This window comes from Natrinema halophilum, assembly GCF_013402815.2.
Lineage (GTDB): Archaea > Halobacteriota > Halobacteria > Halobacteriales > Natrialbaceae > Natrinema > Natrinema halophilum.
Genome location: NZ_CP058601.1, coordinates 2,384,718 through 2,400,982, shown reverse-complemented (window position 1 = coordinate 2,400,982; position 16,265 = coordinate 2,384,718). Strand labels below are relative to the sequence as shown.

The following is a 16,265-nucleotide window of genomic DNA, read 5'->3' as shown; positions in this document are numbered from 1 at the left end:
GACTGCCGACTGTTGCCGACTGCCGACTGCCGACTGTCGCCGACTCCTTATGCTTCGCTCGTCGATAGCTCGTGGTCGTGGGACTCGAGCGCGAGCGTTTCCGGATCGAGCGTGTAGTAGCGTTCCCAGGCCGGTGCGAGACTCACGACGCGGGACCCGCCGATGTCGGCCGTTCGGTGGCGGTGATGGTGACCGACCAGACAGAGCGACGGGGAGAGCGCCTCGAGCAGTTCGTCGACGTGTTCACAGCCGGGATCGTAACCGTACGACAGCAGCCCGGTCGGTGCTTCGTGGGTGAGGAAGACGTCGACGTCTTCGAGTTTGGCTGCATGTTCGACGTCCTCGTGGGTAAAGTGGCGACGACGGTCGTCCGACAGGTCCGCTCGTGAGTGATCGTACCTGGTCGGTGCGAAATTTCCCGAGAGGCCGGCAATCCGGAGTCCCTCGAGTGTGGCCGCCGTGCTCGCGAGGAGGTGGACGTTCGTCGTTCCCGACGCATCGCCTGCACGAAGCGCGTCGATGACGTCGAAGTCCTCGTTGTTACCGGCGACGAACCAGGTCGGGGCCGGCAGATCGTACCGCTCGAGGTCGCCGACCTGGAGGACGCGATCCGGCTCGAGCGTTCGGTACAACTCGAGGAGAGTTTTCCGTCGATCCGAGTCGGCAGCGTGGGCGTCGCCGAGGACGAGCATGTGGTTCGTTCGAGCGCGAGTCGGAAATCGTCGCCGGCCCGACGTGCCGCCAGCCGAGCGGACAGTACGGCTCCTTCGTTCGCTGACCATCGCGGTGGGCTGGAGGCAGATTCAGGGCCGTTCTTTAGATGCACCGCTGTCGGACGATCACCTATGGCCGACACGCCAGACGTCAACGCGGTCGAGACCGAAGACGAGTACATTCACGTTCGCTTTCGCGACCCGGATCGATACGACGAGATCCGGACACCGGAGTGGGCGGAAAATCCGGCGGAGTCGGTATCCGAGGGCAGCGAGGTCAGGACGGGAAAACTCGAGGGTAAAGACGACTGGGAGGTTACGAGCGTCCTGATCGAGAAACACGTCGGGGAGGACAAGGCGAAAGAACAGGCGAAAGAGATCGTCGACGAAATCGAATCCTGATTCGACCTCGCACGGCGTTGTCGCCTCCGTTCCGGTACTCGAACCGTCCGGTCTGACTGACAGTCGCCGTCGGGACGATCCGGTATTATACTCTCGTCCGTGGTCCGATCGCCCATGGACGACAGTCGAACCTACGCGTTCGAGGGGGAGCGGCCCACGATCGACGAGTCGGCCCGGGTGAGCCGGGACGCGATACTCGTCGGAGACGTAACGGTCGACGCGGACGCGAGCATCTGGCCGGGTGTGGTCTGTCGCGGCGACGTCGGTCCCGTCGAGATCGGTCGCGAGACGCACGTCGGAGACAACGCGACGCTTCACGCCGCGCAACTCGACGCGGAGGTGATGGTCGGCCACGGGGCCATCCTTAACGAAACGATCGTCGAAACGCAGGCGCTCGTCGGGTTCAACGCGACGATCAACACCGACGTCACGATCGGCAGCGGGAGCATCGTCGCCGCGGGGACCGTCGTCCCCGACGGGTACTCGATCCCGCCGGAGTCGTTCGTTCGCGGCGTCCCCGCCGATATCACGCCGCTCGAGAAGACTGGAATCGACGCAGCGTCGATCTTCGAGTCGTATTCATCTGGCGAGTACACTGACCTGGCACAGCGCCACGAAGAGGTGTTCGAGTAGCCGCTCGGACGGATGAACCGACGGTACGCACGGAACGGCGGCGAACTGGGATCTGATCAGCGAGTCGAATCGAATTCGAAGATTTCGCGATAGAGCCCCGCCGCGAGCTGATCGAGGTTCGATTCGGCTTCACTCGCTGCCATCGTATCGCCAATACCGCGCCACTCGATGGTCAGCCGGGCTATCGGAATCAGTGCGATTCCGCCGATGACGATCTCACCGTCGGGAGTGTGTACCCGCCACTCCGTTTGCATGCCGTTCGAAGACCTGGTAACGTCCTCGATCCGTCCACCTGCCGTATCCCATCGTTCGACGAGACCGTCGGTGATTCGGCGGAGTTTCCGCTCGCCGAGTACGTGAAGCGCGATACCACCGCCGGAAAGCAGCGCGAACGCCGCGGCCGCTGCCGGCCATCCTCCGTAGGGAACGTTTATCGATGCCGCGAGACCGGCCGTCACGACGATCAGGCCAAGTACTCGCGGGTCGACCGCGCTCGGCACCGTACCGCTCCAGGTCCGTGCTGTCCCCTGGGACGGCTGCTCGAGTTGCATATCGATCGCTTCTCTGTGCGAGAATCGGATAGCCGTTGGCCTGTCACACTGGCTGTTTTATTCCGCTTGCGGCTGGATTTACCCGTCTTCGAGTAATGCATCGTCGCCGTGGTCTTCACGTAGCGTTTCGAGAGACGCTCGCTGATCCTCGAGTCGCGGGGTCGGCTCCGCGTAGGTGTATTCAAACATCTCGCCGGGTTCCCCGTCGATGGTTTCGGCGCGGTCGACCAGGGTCGTGAGCGTGTCGTCGATCTCGCTTTCGATCGTGTCGATCCGGTCGTCGTCGAGAACGCCGTCGGCTCGCAGGTAGGCCTCGAACCGATCGATCGGGTCCCGCTGGCGCCATCGTTCGACCTCCGTATCGTCCCGGTAGGCGCTTGGATCGTCCGCCGTCGTGTGTGCTCCGTACCGGTACTGGACCGCTTCGATCAGTATCGGCCGCGCCCGATCCCCGTCGGCCTCGAGCGCGTTCTCCCGCGCCGCCTCGGTGACGACATAGGTCGCGAGCGGGTCCATCCCGTCGACCTGTACGCCGTCGAAGCCGTAGGCGCGGGCTTTCTGGGCGATGGTGGCGCTTGCGGTCTGGCGCTCGCGCGGGACGGAGATGGCCCACTGGTTATTGTTACAGAAAAAGAGCGTCGGCGTGTCGAAGACGCCCGCGATGTTCATCGCCTCGTGGAAGTCGCCCTCGGAGGTCGAACCGTCGCCGAAGTGAACGACTGCCACGCGCTCGTCTTCGTTTAGCTTCGCAGCCCACGACCAACCCACCGCGTGCGGGAGGTGTCCGCCGATAGAGATGTTGAGCGGGAAGACGTTGACGTCCGCCAGCGCGGCATTACCGTCCTCGTGGCCCATCCAGTACAGCAGGTACTCCCACGGGAGCCCTCGCGCGGCGATCGCGCCGTGTTCCCGGTACTGAAAGGAGAGCATGTCGTCGTCGGCGAGCGCGTACGTCGAACCGATCTGGGACCCTTCCTGGCCGGCCAGCGAAGCGTACGTTCCAAGTCGCCCCTGTCGCTGGAGACTGATCATCCGCTCGTCGAACCGCCGGGAAAACCGCATATCTCGATACATCGACCGCAGGGTCTCCACCTCGAGGTCCGGTTCCAGGTCGGGCGCAACGACCGTCCCGTCGGCATCGAGTACCTGAACCTGATCGTCGGGTTCTCGCTCGAGGAGGTCATGCTCGAGGGCATCTCCTGTCATAAATTGTTCATTGGGTTGGGACCACATAACAGTAGCTCCGAAAACGGATTCGTCGGTACCCGATGGGATGGTTCTGAACGCTATCTTCATTCACCCGATTAATCAACACCCGACGCAGGATGAAAATGTCACGTACTTATACGGAGATGCGACGTATATATTATGAGATGTCTCAGATATACGATGCGTTATTCGAAGCCCTGGCAAACGAACACCGACGACGAATTCTATTCGGCTTGATCGACCGGAAGCGGCAGGGTGAGTCCCCGATCTGCATCGATGTACCCCCGGACACTGCTGGCGGCCAGAACATAGCCAGCATCGAGTGTCACCACGTCCATCTCCCCAAATTAGACGACTACGGGTTTATCGACTGGAACCAGCGCACGAACACCGTCGAAGCGGGTGATCGCTTCGCGGATATCCGGCCGATCCTGGAGCAGTTGCGCGAGGTACAGGTGGCACAGGCCGATACCCTCAATATGTGACTTTCTCTGTCGTTCACCCGCGGCGCTCTGCTCGAGGAAGCCGAGTGGTGGCTGTCCGTACCGATGCATCGATGTCACAAGAGCCGTTGTCGTTCCTCTCGTACCAGTATTGCACCGACTGGATCGATACTCGGTTCGCCGACGCCGAGAGAAACACCCACGATCGAGAATCCTTGCAAAAACCGTCGACGCTAGCGCCTCCGTGACGTAACCCGGGTCGTGAATGGTGTTCGTTTCGACCGTCGAGGCGTTCGAACAGCACCGACCAGTGCCCCTGCGGTCCCGCCGATCCCACGGTTACTCTCTCGTCCTCGCGAGCCACGCGTATACGTCGTGCGTCGCTCTCAAATCGACAGTTCGATACCTGAATCACCCGGACACGCTCTCAGATGCCACCCGAAGGTGGCAGCCGGCGAGTCCCGTGTGGTTGGGCCTTACAGAACTCGCCGATTCCCCCTATCGAACGTACACCCAAGTAGCTTGTGTGACAATTCGAGTGAATAGAATAATCCGGCCCGTCACGACTGAATAGATGGTGTGCCGATGAACGAATACACGAATCCTTTTTCCTTCCGCGACCTGAATCCCGCATGTTCGGATATCCGAATTCGTGGTTGGGCCATGAAAAATGACGAAACGACAACGGAGGCGATTAGCCTGCTGCAGGACCTCGGGCTTCAGGAGTACGAAGCGCGCTGCTTTATGGCGCTGAACAAACGTCCCAGCGGAACGGCAAAGGAGATACACGAAATCTCCGAGGTGCCGCGGACGAGAGTGTATGACGCGATTCGCGTTCTCGAATCGAAAGGACTGGTCGAAGTACAACACACGAGTCCGCAGGTGTACCGCGCGGTCGACATCGACGAGGCCACACAGACGTTGCGGAAGAAGTACAACGACCGCATCGAAACGCTCGAGACGCACCTCAAAAACACGGACGTCCAAGACGTCGAGGAGGACGATCAGGTTCAGGAGGTCTGGTCGCTGACCGGTCACGACGCGATCGAGTCGCGGACGATCGATCTCCTCGACGAAGCGGAGTCGGAAATCGCACTCCTCGTCGTCGACGAGGATATCCTGTCCGGGGTGCTATTCGACAGCCTGAAGACGGCGGCTTCTCGGGACATCTCTCTCCTTCTGGGCGGACAGACTGACGCAATTACGGAGACGCTCGGGACAGAAACCGCGTCGACCCACGTGTTCGAAACCGGTCTCGATTGGCTCACCGGCATCGAGAGCGGCAACGAAGTAGCAATCAGTCGAATCTTGCTCGTCGACCGCGAGACGCTCCTTATCGGGTCGTACTATCCGAACGCGACCGGCGGATCGACCGAGCAAGCTATCTTCGCCCGGGGTCTCGAAAACGGGATCGTCGTATTGCTTCGCCGATTGGTGACGGCAGGGCTACCGACCACCGATGATCCGGGTGGCTGAGTTCTCGGTCCCGGCGACGAGTCGTAACCCCGAAACAGCCGCGAGGCCGTCTCTGCGTTATTGATACTGGGGAAGTCGATCGGATCGATCCGATCCTTCGACGAACGGTAGGTCGGTCGGAGTCGTATCTACCTCCACGCCGTCGACTCGAACCGTCAGGTCGTCGCTCTCGAGGTCGTAGTCGACCAGCGCGAGCGCGATGACGACCTCGCGAAGCGGGCTCTCGCCGGCGCGGGTCACCTCGCCGACCGACGCGTCGCCATCGAAAACGGCTGCGCCCCCATCGGGCACGGCTGTCCCCTCGAGCATCAGCCCGATGAGCCGTCTGCTCGGCTGGCCGCGATTCTCGACCCGGGAGACGACCTCCTGCCCGACGTAACAACCCTTTTCGAAATCCAGCGCGTTGCGCAGGCCGAGGACGTTCGGAAGCGTCCCCTCGAGTTCGGTGTGAAAGAGCGGCGAACCGGCCTCGAGCGCGAGACTCTCGAAGGTTCGGTAGCCGAATGGGGCCGCGTTCAACCCCTGCGTGAGCAACGTATTGTATACCGCTTCAGCGTCGTCGTCCCCGCAGATCACCTCGTAGCTTTCCTCGCCGGTGAGGGCATCGGTACGTATGACGGTGACGCCCTCGTCGCCCATCGTTCCGCGGACGAAAGCGTACCGCTCGTCGGGCGAGGCCGCGCCGTTGAGGACGCTTGCGATCTTTTCGGTGGCCTGTGGGCCGTGAATCCCGAAGACAGCGTAGTCGTCGGTCGCGACGCGGATGTCGACGTCCTGAATGAATACCTTTTCGGACCACTCCTCTGCGAGCTCCTCGGCCGTGTCGGGCTGCGTAAAGAGGAGAAGACGATTTTCCGCGTTGTATACGTATAGCTCCACTTCGATTCCACCCTGTGGATCGAGGACCAGTGCGTAACATCCCTGCCCGTCTTCGGTCGGGACGCGGTTCGATACCACGTTGTCGACGTACTCGAGACGATCCGAGCCTTCGACGACGATCACCCCGTATGCCATCTCGAGCAGTCCGACGCCGTTGCGAACGGCGCGGTGGGTCCGCTCCGGTCGTCCGTAGTGTTCGACGACCGTTCTGTCGGCGCGCTCGCCGAAGCTGGCTCCGTGGTCCGTGTGGATGGACTCGATGACGCTCATGGGTACGTTCTGGGGCCTGAACGCCTCAGGCGTTTCGATTCAAAAAGGAATTCGCTCCCGAAGCCATTCGCCGATCGATTGCTCATCGTCCTCGTCTGACGGCTGGTCCGGCACGACCCGTTCGTCGGGCTTGATCACCGTCTCGTTACCGGGTTCGACGACGATCAGGCCGTCTTCTTTGAGCATGGACAGCGCCTCCTCGAGCTCGTCGATGTCGACCTCGACGGCCGCCCGGAGTTCGAAGACGGTCATTCCATCCTCGGCGCGATCGACCAGCGCATCGAGTACCGCCACCTCCGTCCTCTCTCGGTTCCGGTACTCCCGCTTTGCTCTCATCCGTATACCCATTCGACCACATGGGATTTGACGTTTGTCGTTCCGACGGGTACCACTCGGGGAATCACGTTCGGCTCCTGTGTGGGTCGATGGCGCGACCACCACCTCGGGTCACGTTCTGGGCAAACGGACAGTTCGAGCGACTGTCATGGTCGGAAGACAAACAGGCAGTACGTTTTTTATGGGATGGCTCGGTACGGTGGGACAATGGTCCTGCGATGTTCGCTGCTCGGACACGACTACGGCGAACCCGACGTCGAACGCGAGCGCGAGGAACGGGGCAGTGAAGTCGTCGTTACCGTCCAGGAATACGAGGAGTGTTCCCGCTGTGGCGAGAAACACGTCATCAGCGAGAACACCGAAGTGACGAGTCTCTCTGCCGGGACGGACGACGACGCGCCCCACGATGACACAGATCTGCCAGAATCGACACTCGAGACAGATGCTCTCGAAGACCAACCGACCTCGGACGCCGAATTCATCGATGCCGACGCCGCTGACGATGCGTCTGCCGACATCGCCGACGCCGATGCCGTCGAAGCGAGCGAAGCTAGTGCGCCCGAAACGGAACCGTCTGCGGCCGCGGCTGCCGACGCAGCCGATGAGAACGAACTTCCGACCGACGAAAACGGCGACCCCGTCACCGACGACGGCGAAATTCTCACGGACGACGCATCCGAACCCGACCGGGACCGAGATCACGGCGAGTGGCCCGACTCGGACGACGTCGGCCCCCCGATCGGCGCGGAATCGGACCCGGCCAAGTGGCCGGACGAGAGAGACAGCGAGTCCGATGCCGGAAACGGGGACCTCGACCCGGACGAAAACACGGATGACGCGGTCGTCCTCGAGAACGACCCCTCGGCTGATGACCGTGCTGGTGACGGTGACGGTGACCGTGACGGTGACGGTGACGGTGACGGTGCCGCTCGTGGAGCGACTGCGGCCGCAACGGACGCCCGGTCGGTGACGACGAGCCCTGCCACAGAGGACACTACTGCTTCGGGGCCTGGATCCACGCCGGATCCGGGAACCGGAATCGAACGAGCTCAGTCGGCGCCGACCCCGACCGAGAGCGCGAGTCGCTCCGCCGACAACGCGCCGACAGAGTACTACTGTCCGCGGTGCGACTTCGTCGCCGCCGGTGACCGCGCTTCGTTACGTGCAGGCGACATCTGTCCCGATTGTCGGAAGGGCTATCTCAGCGAACGCAAGCGATAACAGTAGCGCCCCGCTCCAGGGTTGCCGAACCACGATCAACCGCTCTCGGTCTGTGACCCCCGAGTTTCGCTTCTCTCACCGTTCGGTTCGTTTTTTCTTCCCCTCCAGCGCCCACGTCCGATCGCGTGGACCGACGGTTACAGACGCCACTCTCTTCTCGAGCGATCGTTCGCCGGCTTGCAATATCGTCTGTTACCGACCCCGTCAACCAATCAGACACCCGAAACGTCGGCTATGAAAAGAGGTAAACACTCCCCCGTGTTTCTTCGAATCATGAAGGAGTACAAGATGCGTCGCGGTGAATATCTCGAGGAACGAATCCCTGATATGGAGTCGACCGTCGAGGAGTACTTCGGCCCCATCACCGACACCCACGAGTTCAGGGGAAGCGACCTCTTTCTCATCGAGGAGCCCGACAACCCCGTATTCGAGAAGATCATCGTCGGAGCCGTCGAGTACTCCGGCAAGAAGGACAAACTCGCCGTCGAGTTCCACGAACGTGATCCCACCGAACTCGGCCCCGACGAGCTCGAGGCTGCCGGTGAAGCCGTCGACGCCAAAAACGACTTTCTCCTCGAGGCGACTGGCCGGGACGCGAAATCCCGTCGCGACTCGATGAAACGCAAAGTCGAAGACGATCCGGATCACGACTTCTAACGACCGTTAACGCCGTCGTTTGACAGACGCTCCCCGTCTGTCGTGATCGGTAACAGAGCCGTACGGATCCTTTCACCTTCGCGGAGTGTTTACTCCCGCTCGGTGACGGGAGAGCGTTGTGCTCACGGACTGCAGTCTACTGCGAGCGAAGTGCGACGTACCTCGTTGCGATGCCCCTCGTATACGGGTGATCAAAATACTCCTCACTGCTCGGTTCCCTCACAGCAGTGGTCAGTCCGCTCGCAGTCGTTCTCACCGAACAGTCCGGTCCTCTTTGAGCAGGAATTGGCTTCCGCGAGGCTGGGAAAGGCTTGCTCTTTCAGCGGGGCAGGCGCTTCACCGAAGTGCGGTGAGCGACAGCCCTGGCCATAGCTTCGTCCCCTCCTGTCCGGTTTCTTCCGGTCGGCTTCGAAACGGTTTTGACGCGGCGCAGAATTTCACAGTCAATGGAAGCGCAGGCGTTTCTCGCTGCGACGCTCGCTGCTCACGTGGGGTTCGCGATGTTCGTGACGGTACACGCGTTTATGACCGGCCGGGACGCCGGCAAGTGGCCGTTCGTGACGCTGGCGTTCGGACTGGCCGGTATCGCCGCGTACTTTTTCTACGACGAGACGTCCGAGCAGGCCCGTATCTGAGTCCTCGGCTTTCGAAACCCGAGACGAAAAATCGATCCTCGATCCGTCAGGCCAGGAAGACGTGTCGGGGCCGGTCCGTGAGGACGTCGCGGCCGAATTCGACGGCTTCGGAGAAGGCGTCGCTTCGGAAGAACTGCATCGCGTCCTCGCGGGAGTCCCAGCGGCTGGCGATGAACATGTCGTTTTCGTCCTCACGGTTTACCAGCAGGTCGGTCTTTCGGTGGCCGTCCATGTCTGCGAGGAGGCCGGCGGCATCCTCGAATGCGCCGGTGAAGTCGTTCCGATGGTCGGGTTTGACGGTGTAGAACATGCCCATCGTTCCCCACGAGTCCGTCTCGTCAGCACCCGCCTGACGGACGATGTCCGGGAGGTCGGCAAGGAACCCGGCTGCCGTGTTCGCCGCGCGGTCAGTTTCCCAGAGGCTGACGATGGCAGTTTCGCTACTCTCGTCTCGTGGCTCGTAGACGGCCGTCTTTACGTGCGTATCGTAGTGGTCGAAGTTCTCGCGCAGTCCGTCGACTTCGTCGAAGAGTTCGTCGGCGTCTGCGGCGGAGTAGAGGACGACGGCGTGGACGTCTTCGCCGTGGGGTTGGCCCGCGTAGACGCCCATTTCCTCGAGTTCGGTACGGAACTCTTCTTCCTCGTCGTCGGAGCCGTCGTCACCGTGCGGGTGGCCCCCCGTATCGCCGCCACCGTGGTGATGTCCATCGGAGCCGCCGTGGTGACCCGCGGACTCGCGACGGACGTGCGGATGGTCGACGCTCTCGCCTTCTCGTGGGATTCGTTCGCCCGCGAGGAAGGCCCCGAGGTCTGCCGGCGGGAACCGACGGGCCGAGAGGAATCGCCCGAATTCGGCGAAACGGGAACTCGAGGGATCGAAGCGCATTTCGTAGAGTAGTTCCTTTACGTCGGTCGGATCGTCGCCGAACAGGGTGATGCCCCACTCGAAGTCGTCGAGACCGACGCTGCCGGAGATGATCTGAGTTACGCGGCCGGCGTAGTCCTTGCCGATCTCACCGTGATTCGAGAGGTAGTCCGCGCGTTCGTCGAAGGGCAGTTCGTACCAGTTGTGGTCGGGCCCGCGACGCTTGTTCATCGGGTAGAAACTCAGAAATTCGCTGTCGGGCAGTTCCGGCTTGAGGCGCGATTCGATGTATCGGGCGGTTCCGGTGTCTTCGACCGTCGCGTCCTCGTCGAAGTATTCCTCGGACATGTAGCCCGAGACCTCCGTCACCGAGAGATAGGAGTCGGCTCGCGTCGTAAACTCGGCGAGCGCGGTGTGTTCGAACTGCCGCTCGAGGGTGTCAATGTCGGCAAGCGTCGGCCGCAAGTGGAGGACGAGCAGGTCCGCTTTGTGTCCCAGCACTGCGAAGGTCGCGGACTCCCCTTCGTCCGCGTCGTCGACGGCCTCACAGGCGTCGAGGTAGTCGATTCCTTCTTCGATCGCCTGTGAGCGACGTCGTTCGGGGGCCCCACGCCAGGCGTCCCAGTCGATCGACCGGAAGTCGTGCAGGACGTACCAGCCCTCTTCGGTCTGTGGCGGTCGCCGTCGTTCCATAGCGGAAGTTGGAACGGCGAGGCTAAGAAGGGCCGGGTTTCGACCTGGCTCCATCGCCGGGGCGTCCCCCCATTCGGGACGATCACCCTCGCTCCGCTCGGTCGACTTCCTGTCGATTCATCCGGTGACCGAAACCATTTACCGCCGCCCGTTTTATCCACGATATATATGCGGAAAAGTGGGCCGCCAAAAGGACTCATCGCCTATCTCGTCCTCGAACTCCTCGAGGAGAAACCGCGGTACGGATACGAGATCCTCAAGGAAATTCGCGAGATTAGCGGCGGTCACTGGGAGCCGTCCTACGGATCGGTGTATCCGATTCTCTACAAATTCGAGGAGAAAGGGTGGGCTGAGCGCATCGAACGCGAGGACGAACCCGACAGGAAATATTTCGAACTCACCGATGGCGGCTACTCAGAACTCGAAGACCGCCGTGAGAGCGGCTGCGAGAAAGCGAGCGACTTCGCCGACGTTATTCTCGGCTTTTTTCACGTCTACGCCGCCTTCTCGACGGACGATCGTTTCGACCTCTGTGAGATGGAAGGCGAATGGCGATTCGACGAGGAGTTCAGCCGGTGGGTCGTCGAACAGGTCGTCCGTCACCACGAACACTACTTCGACACCACGTTCGACCGCCTCGAGGAGACGCCGGCGGAGTTCTACGACCGCCACGGAATTGAACCAAACGGGTCCTAGTTCACGTCTTTCGGTCCAAGACGGAAGACGTGAATTCGGTGTCTCCCGCCGAACAGACCGTCACCTGCCGAACAGACCGTCACCTGCCGAACAGACCGTCACCCGCCGAGCAGTTGCGGTCCGAATAGCATCAGGAAGAAACTCAGGAGCATCGTCACTCCGACCGTCGTCGTCACAACGCGGACCATTCCGCGGGTGGCGTCGATCGGCAGCCGAGAGATGATCGCTTCCGTGCTGGTTCGAAGGATGTGTCCGCCGTCGAGTGGGAACGCAGGGATACAGTTGAAAAAGCCGAGCTGGACGTTTATCCACCCGGTCCAGAACAACATGTTTGCGACGAGGAAGACGGTTCCGTCGCCGAACGCACCGAGGAGGCCGTGCACCTCGTAGAAGTTCTGGATCCCGCCCGTGAAGCCGGCGAAGTTGAACGGCATGACGCCGATGACGCCGGCTATCGGGAGGAACAGTGCGGCGACGATCCGCCCGAGGAAGGTACCGCCGATCGGCCCGAACGGCGTCTCGCCGTTTCCGCCGAGCAGCGAAAGGTACTCCGCTGCCGGATAGAGCTGCACGCCGATGTCGCTGACTGCGACGCCGGAGGCGCCCGGATGCCCCTGTATCCCGAGGAATCCGCTATCGGACCGCGGGTGAGCGTCGAGCGTCACGTTGTATTGTCGTCGTTCATCGCCGAAATAGCCCGTCACGGCGACCTGTTGGTCGGGTTCGCTGTCTTCGAGTGCCGATCCGAGCTCCTCGTAGTTGTGAATCCGGTCGCCGTCGAAATGGGTGATGACGAAGGTTTCCTCGGTCGAGCCGGTCTGTGCCTCGAGTGGCTCGCCCTCGACGATCGAGACCGCCGCGCCGACCGCCACGTCGCGTTCGACTTGCTCGCCGCTGTCCCCGGAGTCGACCGTCAGCGTAACCGTTTCGTTGTCGCCGATGGCGGCGAAGAAGCCGCGTTCGGTCGCGATGCGCTGCCCGTCGACGGCGCGGATTTTGTCGCCGGTCGAAAGCTGCGTCGGGCCGTTTTCCATCGTCGCTGTAACCAGTAACGCTCGATCGACGGTCACCGTCCGTTCGCCATTGAGTTGGACCGAGACCTGCTCGCCATCGGTCGACTCGAGCTGCTCCGCGAGATCGCCGTTCTCCGTGACTTGGGTCCCGTTGATCGCCGTAATTCGGTCGTTCGGTTCGATGCCGGCATCAGCAGCGGGGGAGTCGGGTGCGACACCGCCGACGGCGGCCCCGGATGCGACGGCGATCGAGCCGACGACAGGACCGAACAGGAGGGCGAAGACGAGGAGCGTAATCGCGAAGTTGTTCGTGACTCCGGCGGCGAACATCCGCGTCTGGCCGCCTCGAGAGGCCGACTTGCTGCTCTCCTGGTCGGGTTCGACGAACGCGCCGATAGGGAGGACGGCGAGCATCGCGATCCCCATCGATTCGATGTCGATATCCTCGACGCGACAGAGCAGTCCGTGACCGCCCTCGTGGACGACGAGCCCGACGAGTAGCCCGAAGACGATTCCGGGCGTCGCCGACAGCGGCAGAAAGTCGTTGACGCCGGGGATGACGAGGACGTTGCGCGGCTGGCTAACGGCGGAGGCCGCCGGCTGCGGCGAGGAGAGCACGGCCATGGCCGCTTGCAGGAGAAACAGGAACATTCCGACCATCACGACCAGGGCGATCCCGACGCCGATGTTCGACCATGCCCGCCAGAACCGCTTCGGCTGGGCGAGTTTGTCGAGCAATTCGCGACCGTACTTCGTATGAAACGTGAGAATGGGACCCTGGGTACCGACGTAGTCGGGCAATCGGCCCGTGTTCTGGAGCGCGATGATTCCGACCCAGTAAAGCAAGAGACCGAGCAGGACCCACGTCAGAAGCTCCGATCCGTATACTTCGGGGGGCGAGATGACAGCAGGGGGGCCGTGTTCCATCGGTACTAACTCCGAGTGGCATTCTCAAATGGCTTTTGTCTGGGAACCACGGTGGCCGACTCTCGTCACCGCTCCCGTCGCAAACGGTCGACGACGAACTCCCGATCGACTTTCGCGAGGAAGGGGCCAAGCTTGGGACCCTGCTCTTCGTCGAAGAACAGCCGGTAGCCTGCGCCGAAGAAGTCGCCGACTCCGACGTCGTGGCGCTTTGCGGCCTCGTAGATCTCGCCCTGGATTTCGTCGGGATCGTGTCCTTCTTCGATGAAATTGGCCAAATCTTCGAGCGCAGCTTCCGTCTCCGCCTCGAACTCGTGGGTCGGGATCTCGGTGCGCTTGAGTTCGTAGTCGAACGCGTTTTCGGTCCGGCGGGCCCAGTTGCGGGCCTGCTCGACGCGCTCGAGTGCACCCTCGACGGCCCACTCCGGGGCATCCTCCGGGATGTGACCTTCGCGGCGGGCTATTTCCTCGCGGAGGTCTGGATCGTCGGTCATTCCGAGTACTGCGGCGAAGGTGTAGGGCAGCCTGATTCGGTCTTCGCGGGGTTCCTCCACGACGAACGGATACACCCGTTCGGCGAAGGCCGTTTCGTCCTCGCTCGCTTCGACTTCGCCGAAGTAGATCGCCTCGAACCGGTCGAACTCGTCGACTAGCTGATCGAGTCGCTCGATGCTGAAGTCCCGCGCCTTCGAGGGGTCTTTCGCGAAGAAATAGCGCAAGACTTCCGGCTCGAGCAACTCGAGGACGTCCGAGACGAGGATAACGTTGCCTGCCGACGAGGAGAACGGTTCGTTCTCGAGCGTGAACCACTCGTAGACCATCGGCACCGGCGGCTCGATCTCGAGGACGTTCTGAGCGACGTCCTGGCCGCTGGGCCAGGAGCCTTCGGCGTGATCCTTGCCGAAGGGTTCGAAGTCGACGTCGAGTAACTGCCACTGGGCGGGCCACTCGAAGCGCCAGGGAAGTTTCCCCTCGCGCAGCGTCGCGGTGCCCTCGTGACCGCAGCCCTCGATAGTGCGGTCACCGGCGTCCATGTCTGTACACTCGTAGTCGACGGTCGGCGGTTCGGTCTGCAGATCGACGCTCGTCACCGTCTCGGTAATCTTGCCACACTCCTCGCAGATCGGATTGAACGGGACGTACTCCTCGTCGACTTTGTCCTGGTACTGCGAGAGGACCTCCCGTGCGCGGTCACGATGTTCGAGGACGAATCGAGTCACGTCCTCGAATCCGCCTGATTCGTAGCGCTCCGTGTTCGAGACGAGGTCAATCGGGACGCCGACGGCGTCGGCGCTGTCCTGGATAATGTTCGAGAAGTGGTCGCCGTAGGAATCACAGCAGCCGAATGGATCCGGGATGTCGGTGTAGGGTGCGCCGAGGTTTCGGCCGAGTGCACCGGCATCGACGTCCCCCAGATCGACCAGGTTTCCCTCGAGGTCACAAAGGGTACGCGGGAGCTTTCGGAGGGGGTCGCGGTCGTCGGCGGTAAACACCTGTCTGACGTCGTATCCCCGGTCCCGAAGTACCTCGGCGACGAAGTAGCCGCGCATGATTTCGTTGACGTTGCCAAGGTGTGGGACCCCTGAGGGCGAAATGCCGCCCTTGACGACGATCGGTTCCTCGGGATCCCGATCTTCTACCCTGTCGGCGACCGTGTCGGCCCAGAACGCGTGTCGCGTCTCGTCGGCGCCGTCGTCTTGAAGAGTGTAGGGACTGATCGCGTCTGGGTCTGGAGCGTCCGCCGTTCCGTCCTCGGCGTCGGTATCGGGACTCATCGATCGTCGCTCGCCCAGTAGGTCGGCACCGCGCCGACTCCGTCCGGTACGATATCGGTGCCGTCGTGTTTGCCGTGGCGGACCGCGCGAGCGATCCGATCCGGGTTGGTGCCATCGAGGACGATGGTGCGCATGCCGGAGCGCTCGATGATTTTCGCCGCCAGCAGGTCGACGGGTGCGGAGGCTCCGGCGTTCATCTCGAGGCCGGCGATGACGTCGACCAGTTCCGTCGCGGTCAGCTCGTCGTACTTGGTCGCATCGTCGGTCTCGTTCGGATCGTCGCTGTAGACGCCGTGGACGCTCGTGGCGTAGACGAGCAAGTCGGCGTCGATGTACTCCGCAAGCGCAGCCCCGACTGCGTCTGTGGTCTGTGCCGGTGCCACGCCGCCCATAACGCAGACGTCGCCACGGCGGAGTGCCTCGCTGGCCTCTTCGTAATCTTTCGCCGGTGCCGTGACCGACTCCTCGCCGAGCGCGGCGATCAGAAGCCGTGCGTTCAGTCGCGTCACGTCGATTCCCAGCTGATCCAGTTCTATTTCGTTCGCCCCGAGATCGCGAGCGGCCGAAATGTATTCACGGGCGACGCCGCCGCCCCCGACGACGGCGCCGATCCGACAGCCGTCCGCGACGAGATCCTCGATAACGGTAGCGTGCTCGGCGACCCGGTCCCCGCCGGGCTCGGGTACGAGGACGCTTCCACCGATAGAGACGACCACTTTCATACTACCCCGGTGTAGCGGAGTTGCTATCTTAAGGGTTGCCAACTGCCCGGACGTCGTGGTGACAAACCGCTTGCGCGACTGACCGTCTTCGGTTCGGGTTCGGTTCCTGCATCGAGCGTCAGGACGAGTAATTCGTCCTCTTGCTCGAATTT

The 16,265-nt window shown here is 62.2% G+C and carries 17 protein-coding genes; 8 read left to right on the top strand and 9 right to left on the bottom strand.

Annotated elements, in window-relative coordinates:
• Positions 1-47 precede the first annotated feature (47 nt).
• Positions 48-692 (bottom strand): metallophosphoesterase family protein, encoded by a 645-nt coding sequence (locus HYG82_RS32425; RefSeq protein ID WP_179261183.1) that lies wholly within the window; start codon positions 690-692, stop codon positions 48-50.
• Between the two features lie 153 nt (positions 693-845).
• On the opposite strand from HYG82_RS32425, the gene HYG82_RS32420 reads away from it, so the two are divergent.
• Both HYG82_RS32420 and HYG82_RS32415 read left to right on the top strand, forming a co-directional pair.
• Positions 846-1,115: a hypothetical protein gene (locus tag HYG82_RS32420; RefSeq protein WP_179261182.1), complete on the top strand. Its 270-nt coding sequence runs from the start codon at positions 846-848 to the stop codon at positions 1,113-1,115.
• 114 nt (positions 1,116-1,229) lie between these two features.
• Positions 1,230-1,748, top strand: coding sequence for a gamma carbonic anhydrase family protein (locus HYG82_RS32415; RefSeq protein ID WP_179261181.1), 519 nt, complete (start codon positions 1,230-1,232; stop codon positions 1,746-1,748).
• A gap of 56 nt (positions 1,749-1,804) precedes the next feature.
• On the opposite strand, the gene HYG82_RS32410 is transcribed toward HYG82_RS32415, so the two are convergent.
• Together HYG82_RS32410 and pdhA are read right to left on the bottom strand one after the other, a co-directional pair.
• On the bottom strand, positions 1,805-2,299 hold the full coding sequence (locus tag HYG82_RS32410) for a hypothetical protein (RefSeq protein WP_179261180.1): 495 nt from the start codon (positions 2,297-2,299) through the stop codon (positions 1,805-1,807).
• 78 nt (positions 2,300-2,377) lie between these two features.
• Positions 2,378-3,505 (bottom strand): pyruvate dehydrogenase (acetyl-transferring) E1 component subunit alpha, encoded by a 1,128-nt coding sequence (gene pdhA / locus HYG82_RS32405; RefSeq protein ID WP_179261179.1) that lies wholly within the window; start codon positions 3,503-3,505, stop codon positions 2,378-2,380.
• A 167-nt stretch (positions 3,506-3,672) separates the two neighbouring features.
• Here pdhA and HYG82_RS32400 point away from each other — a divergent pair, with 167 nt between their 5' ends.
• Entirely contained in the window at positions 3,673-3,993 is a 321-nt protein-coding gene (locus HYG82_RS32400) for a DUF7344 domain-containing protein (protein ID WP_179261178.1), read from the top strand.
• A 621-nt stretch (positions 3,994-4,614) separates the two neighbouring features.
• Entirely contained in the window at positions 4,615-5,427 is an 813-nt protein-coding gene (locus tag HYG82_RS32395) for a TrmB family transcriptional regulator (RefSeq protein WP_179261177.1), read from the top strand.
• 57 nt (positions 5,428-5,484) lie between these two features.
• Here HYG82_RS32395 and ygfZ read toward each other — a convergent pair whose 3' ends face one another.
• Together ygfZ and HYG82_RS32385 are read right to left on the bottom strand one after the other, a co-directional pair.
• The gene (gene ygfZ / locus HYG82_RS32390; RefSeq protein ID WP_179261176.1) at positions 5,485-6,576 is read right to left on the bottom strand and encodes a CAF17-like 4Fe-4S cluster assembly/insertion protein YgfZ; all 1,092 of its coding nucleotides are present in this window, start codon (positions 6,574-6,576) and stop codon (positions 5,485-5,487) included.
• Positions 6,577-6,615: 39 nt separating this feature from the next.
• Entirely contained in the window at positions 6,616-6,912 is a 297-nt protein-coding gene (locus HYG82_RS32385; RefSeq protein WP_179261175.1) for a DUF6432 family protein, read from the bottom strand.
• A gap of 207 nt (positions 6,913-7,119) precedes the next feature.
• Between HYG82_RS32385 and HYG82_RS32380 the strand changes: the two genes are divergently transcribed.
• The 3 genes from HYG82_RS32380 to HYG82_RS32370 all read left to right on the top strand — a co-directional run bounded on the left by HYG82_RS32380 (position 7,120) and on the right by HYG82_RS32370 (position 9,425).
• Positions 7,120-8,133, top strand: a complete 1,014-nt coding sequence (locus HYG82_RS32380) for a DUF7093 family protein (protein ID WP_179261174.1) — start codon at positions 7,120-7,122, stop codon at positions 8,131-8,133.
• Positions 8,134-8,406: 273 nt separating this feature from the next.
• Entirely contained in the window at positions 8,407-8,790 is a 384-nt protein-coding gene (locus HYG82_RS32375; protein WP_179261173.1) for a DUF5611 family protein, read from the top strand.
• A 446-nt stretch (positions 8,791-9,236) separates the two neighbouring features.
• Positions 9,237-9,425 (top strand): hypothetical protein, encoded by a 189-nt coding sequence (locus tag HYG82_RS32370; RefSeq protein ID WP_179261172.1) that lies wholly within the window; start codon positions 9,237-9,239, stop codon positions 9,423-9,425.
• A 46-nt stretch (positions 9,426-9,471) separates the two neighbouring features.
• Here the strand turns inward: HYG82_RS32370 and HYG82_RS32365 are convergent, their stop codons facing one another.
• Positions 9,472-10,983, bottom strand: a complete 1,512-nt coding sequence (locus HYG82_RS32365) for a heme-binding protein (protein ID WP_179261171.1) — start codon at positions 10,981-10,983, stop codon at positions 9,472-9,474.
• A 168-nt stretch (positions 10,984-11,151) separates the two neighbouring features.
• On the opposite strand from HYG82_RS32365, the gene HYG82_RS32360 reads away from it, so the two are divergent.
• Positions 11,152-11,679, top strand: a complete 528-nt coding sequence (locus HYG82_RS32360; protein ID WP_179261170.1) for a PadR family transcriptional regulator — start codon at positions 11,152-11,154, stop codon at positions 11,677-11,679.
• 98 nt (positions 11,680-11,777) lie between these two features.
• On the opposite strand, the gene HYG82_RS32355 is transcribed toward HYG82_RS32360, so the two are convergent.
• The 3 genes from HYG82_RS32355 to pyrH form a co-directional block, all read right to left on the bottom strand.
• Positions 11,778-13,619, bottom strand: coding sequence for a site-2 protease family protein (locus tag HYG82_RS32355; protein WP_179261169.1), 1,842 nt, complete (start codon positions 13,617-13,619; stop codon positions 11,778-11,780).
• 65 nt (positions 13,620-13,684) lie between these two features.
• Positions 13,685-15,391, bottom strand: coding sequence for a lysine--tRNA ligase (gene lysS / locus HYG82_RS32350; protein WP_179261168.1), 1,707 nt, complete (start codon positions 15,389-15,391; stop codon positions 13,685-13,687).
• Positions 15,388-16,113 (bottom strand): UMP kinase, encoded by a 726-nt coding sequence (gene pyrH / locus HYG82_RS32345; protein WP_179261167.1) that lies wholly within the window; start codon positions 16,111-16,113, stop codon positions 15,388-15,390. Before pyrH ends, lysS begins: the two co-directional genes overlap by 4 nt.
• Between the last annotated feature and the right edge of the window lie 152 nt (positions 16,114-16,265).

Bases quoted from the DNA above. Each gene is read 5' to 3' on its own strand.
- pdhA (WP_179261179.1), bottom strand. From the start codon at position 3,505: ATGACAGGAGATGCCCTCGAGCATGACCTCCTCGAGCGAGAACCCGAC.
- HYG82_RS32425 (WP_179261183.1), bottom strand. From the start codon at position 692: ATGCTCGTCCTCGGCGACGCCCACGCTGCCGACTCGGATCGACGGAAA.
- HYG82_RS32370 (WP_179261172.1), top strand. From the start codon at position 9,237: ATGGAAGCGCAGGCGTTTCTCGCTGCGACGCTCGCTGCTCACGTGGGG.
- HYG82_RS32355 (WP_179261169.1), bottom strand. From the start codon at position 13,619: ATGGAACACGGCCCCCCTGCTGTCATCTCGCCCCCCGAAGTATACGGA.
- lysS (WP_179261168.1), bottom strand. From the start codon at position 15,391: ATGAGTCCCGATACCGACGCCGAGGACGGAACGGCGGACGCTCCAGAC.
- HYG82_RS32365 (WP_179261171.1), bottom strand. From the start codon at position 10,983: ATGGAACGACGGCGACCGCCACAGACCGAAGAGGGCTGGTACGTCCTG.
- HYG82_RS32420 (WP_179261182.1), top strand. From the start codon at position 846: ATGGCCGACACGCCAGACGTCAACGCGGTCGAGACCGAAGACGAGTAC.
- HYG82_RS32380 (WP_179261174.1), top strand. From the start codon at position 7,120: ATGGTCCTGCGATGTTCGCTGCTCGGACACGACTACGGCGAACCCGAC.
- HYG82_RS32375 (WP_179261173.1), top strand. From the start codon at position 8,407: ATGAAGGAGTACAAGATGCGTCGCGGTGAATATCTCGAGGAACGAATC.
- HYG82_RS32395 (WP_179261177.1), top strand. From the start codon at position 4,615: ATGAAAAATGACGAAACGACAACGGAGGCGATTAGCCTGCTGCAGGAC.
- pyrH (WP_179261167.1), bottom strand. From the start codon at position 16,113: ATGAAAGTGGTCGTCTCTATCGGTGGAAGCGTCCTCGTACCCGAGCCC.
- HYG82_RS32400 (WP_179261178.1), top strand. From the start codon at position 3,673: ATGTCTCAGATATACGATGCGTTATTCGAAGCCCTGGCAAACGAACAC.
- HYG82_RS32410 (WP_179261180.1), bottom strand. From the start codon at position 2,299: ATGCAACTCGAGCAGCCGTCCCAGGGGACAGCACGGACCTGGAGCGGT.
- HYG82_RS32415 (WP_179261181.1), top strand. From the start codon at position 1,230: ATGGACGACAGTCGAACCTACGCGTTCGAGGGGGAGCGGCCCACGATC.
- HYG82_RS32385 (WP_179261175.1), bottom strand. From the start codon at position 6,912: ATGAGAGCAAAGCGGGAGTACCGGAACCGAGAGAGGACGGAGGTGGCG.
- ygfZ (WP_179261176.1), bottom strand. From the start codon at position 6,576: ATGAGCGTCATCGAGTCCATCCACACGGACCACGGAGCCAGCTTCGGC.
- HYG82_RS32360 (WP_179261170.1), top strand. From the start codon at position 11,152: ATGCGGAAAAGTGGGCCGCCAAAAGGACTCATCGCCTATCTCGTCCTC.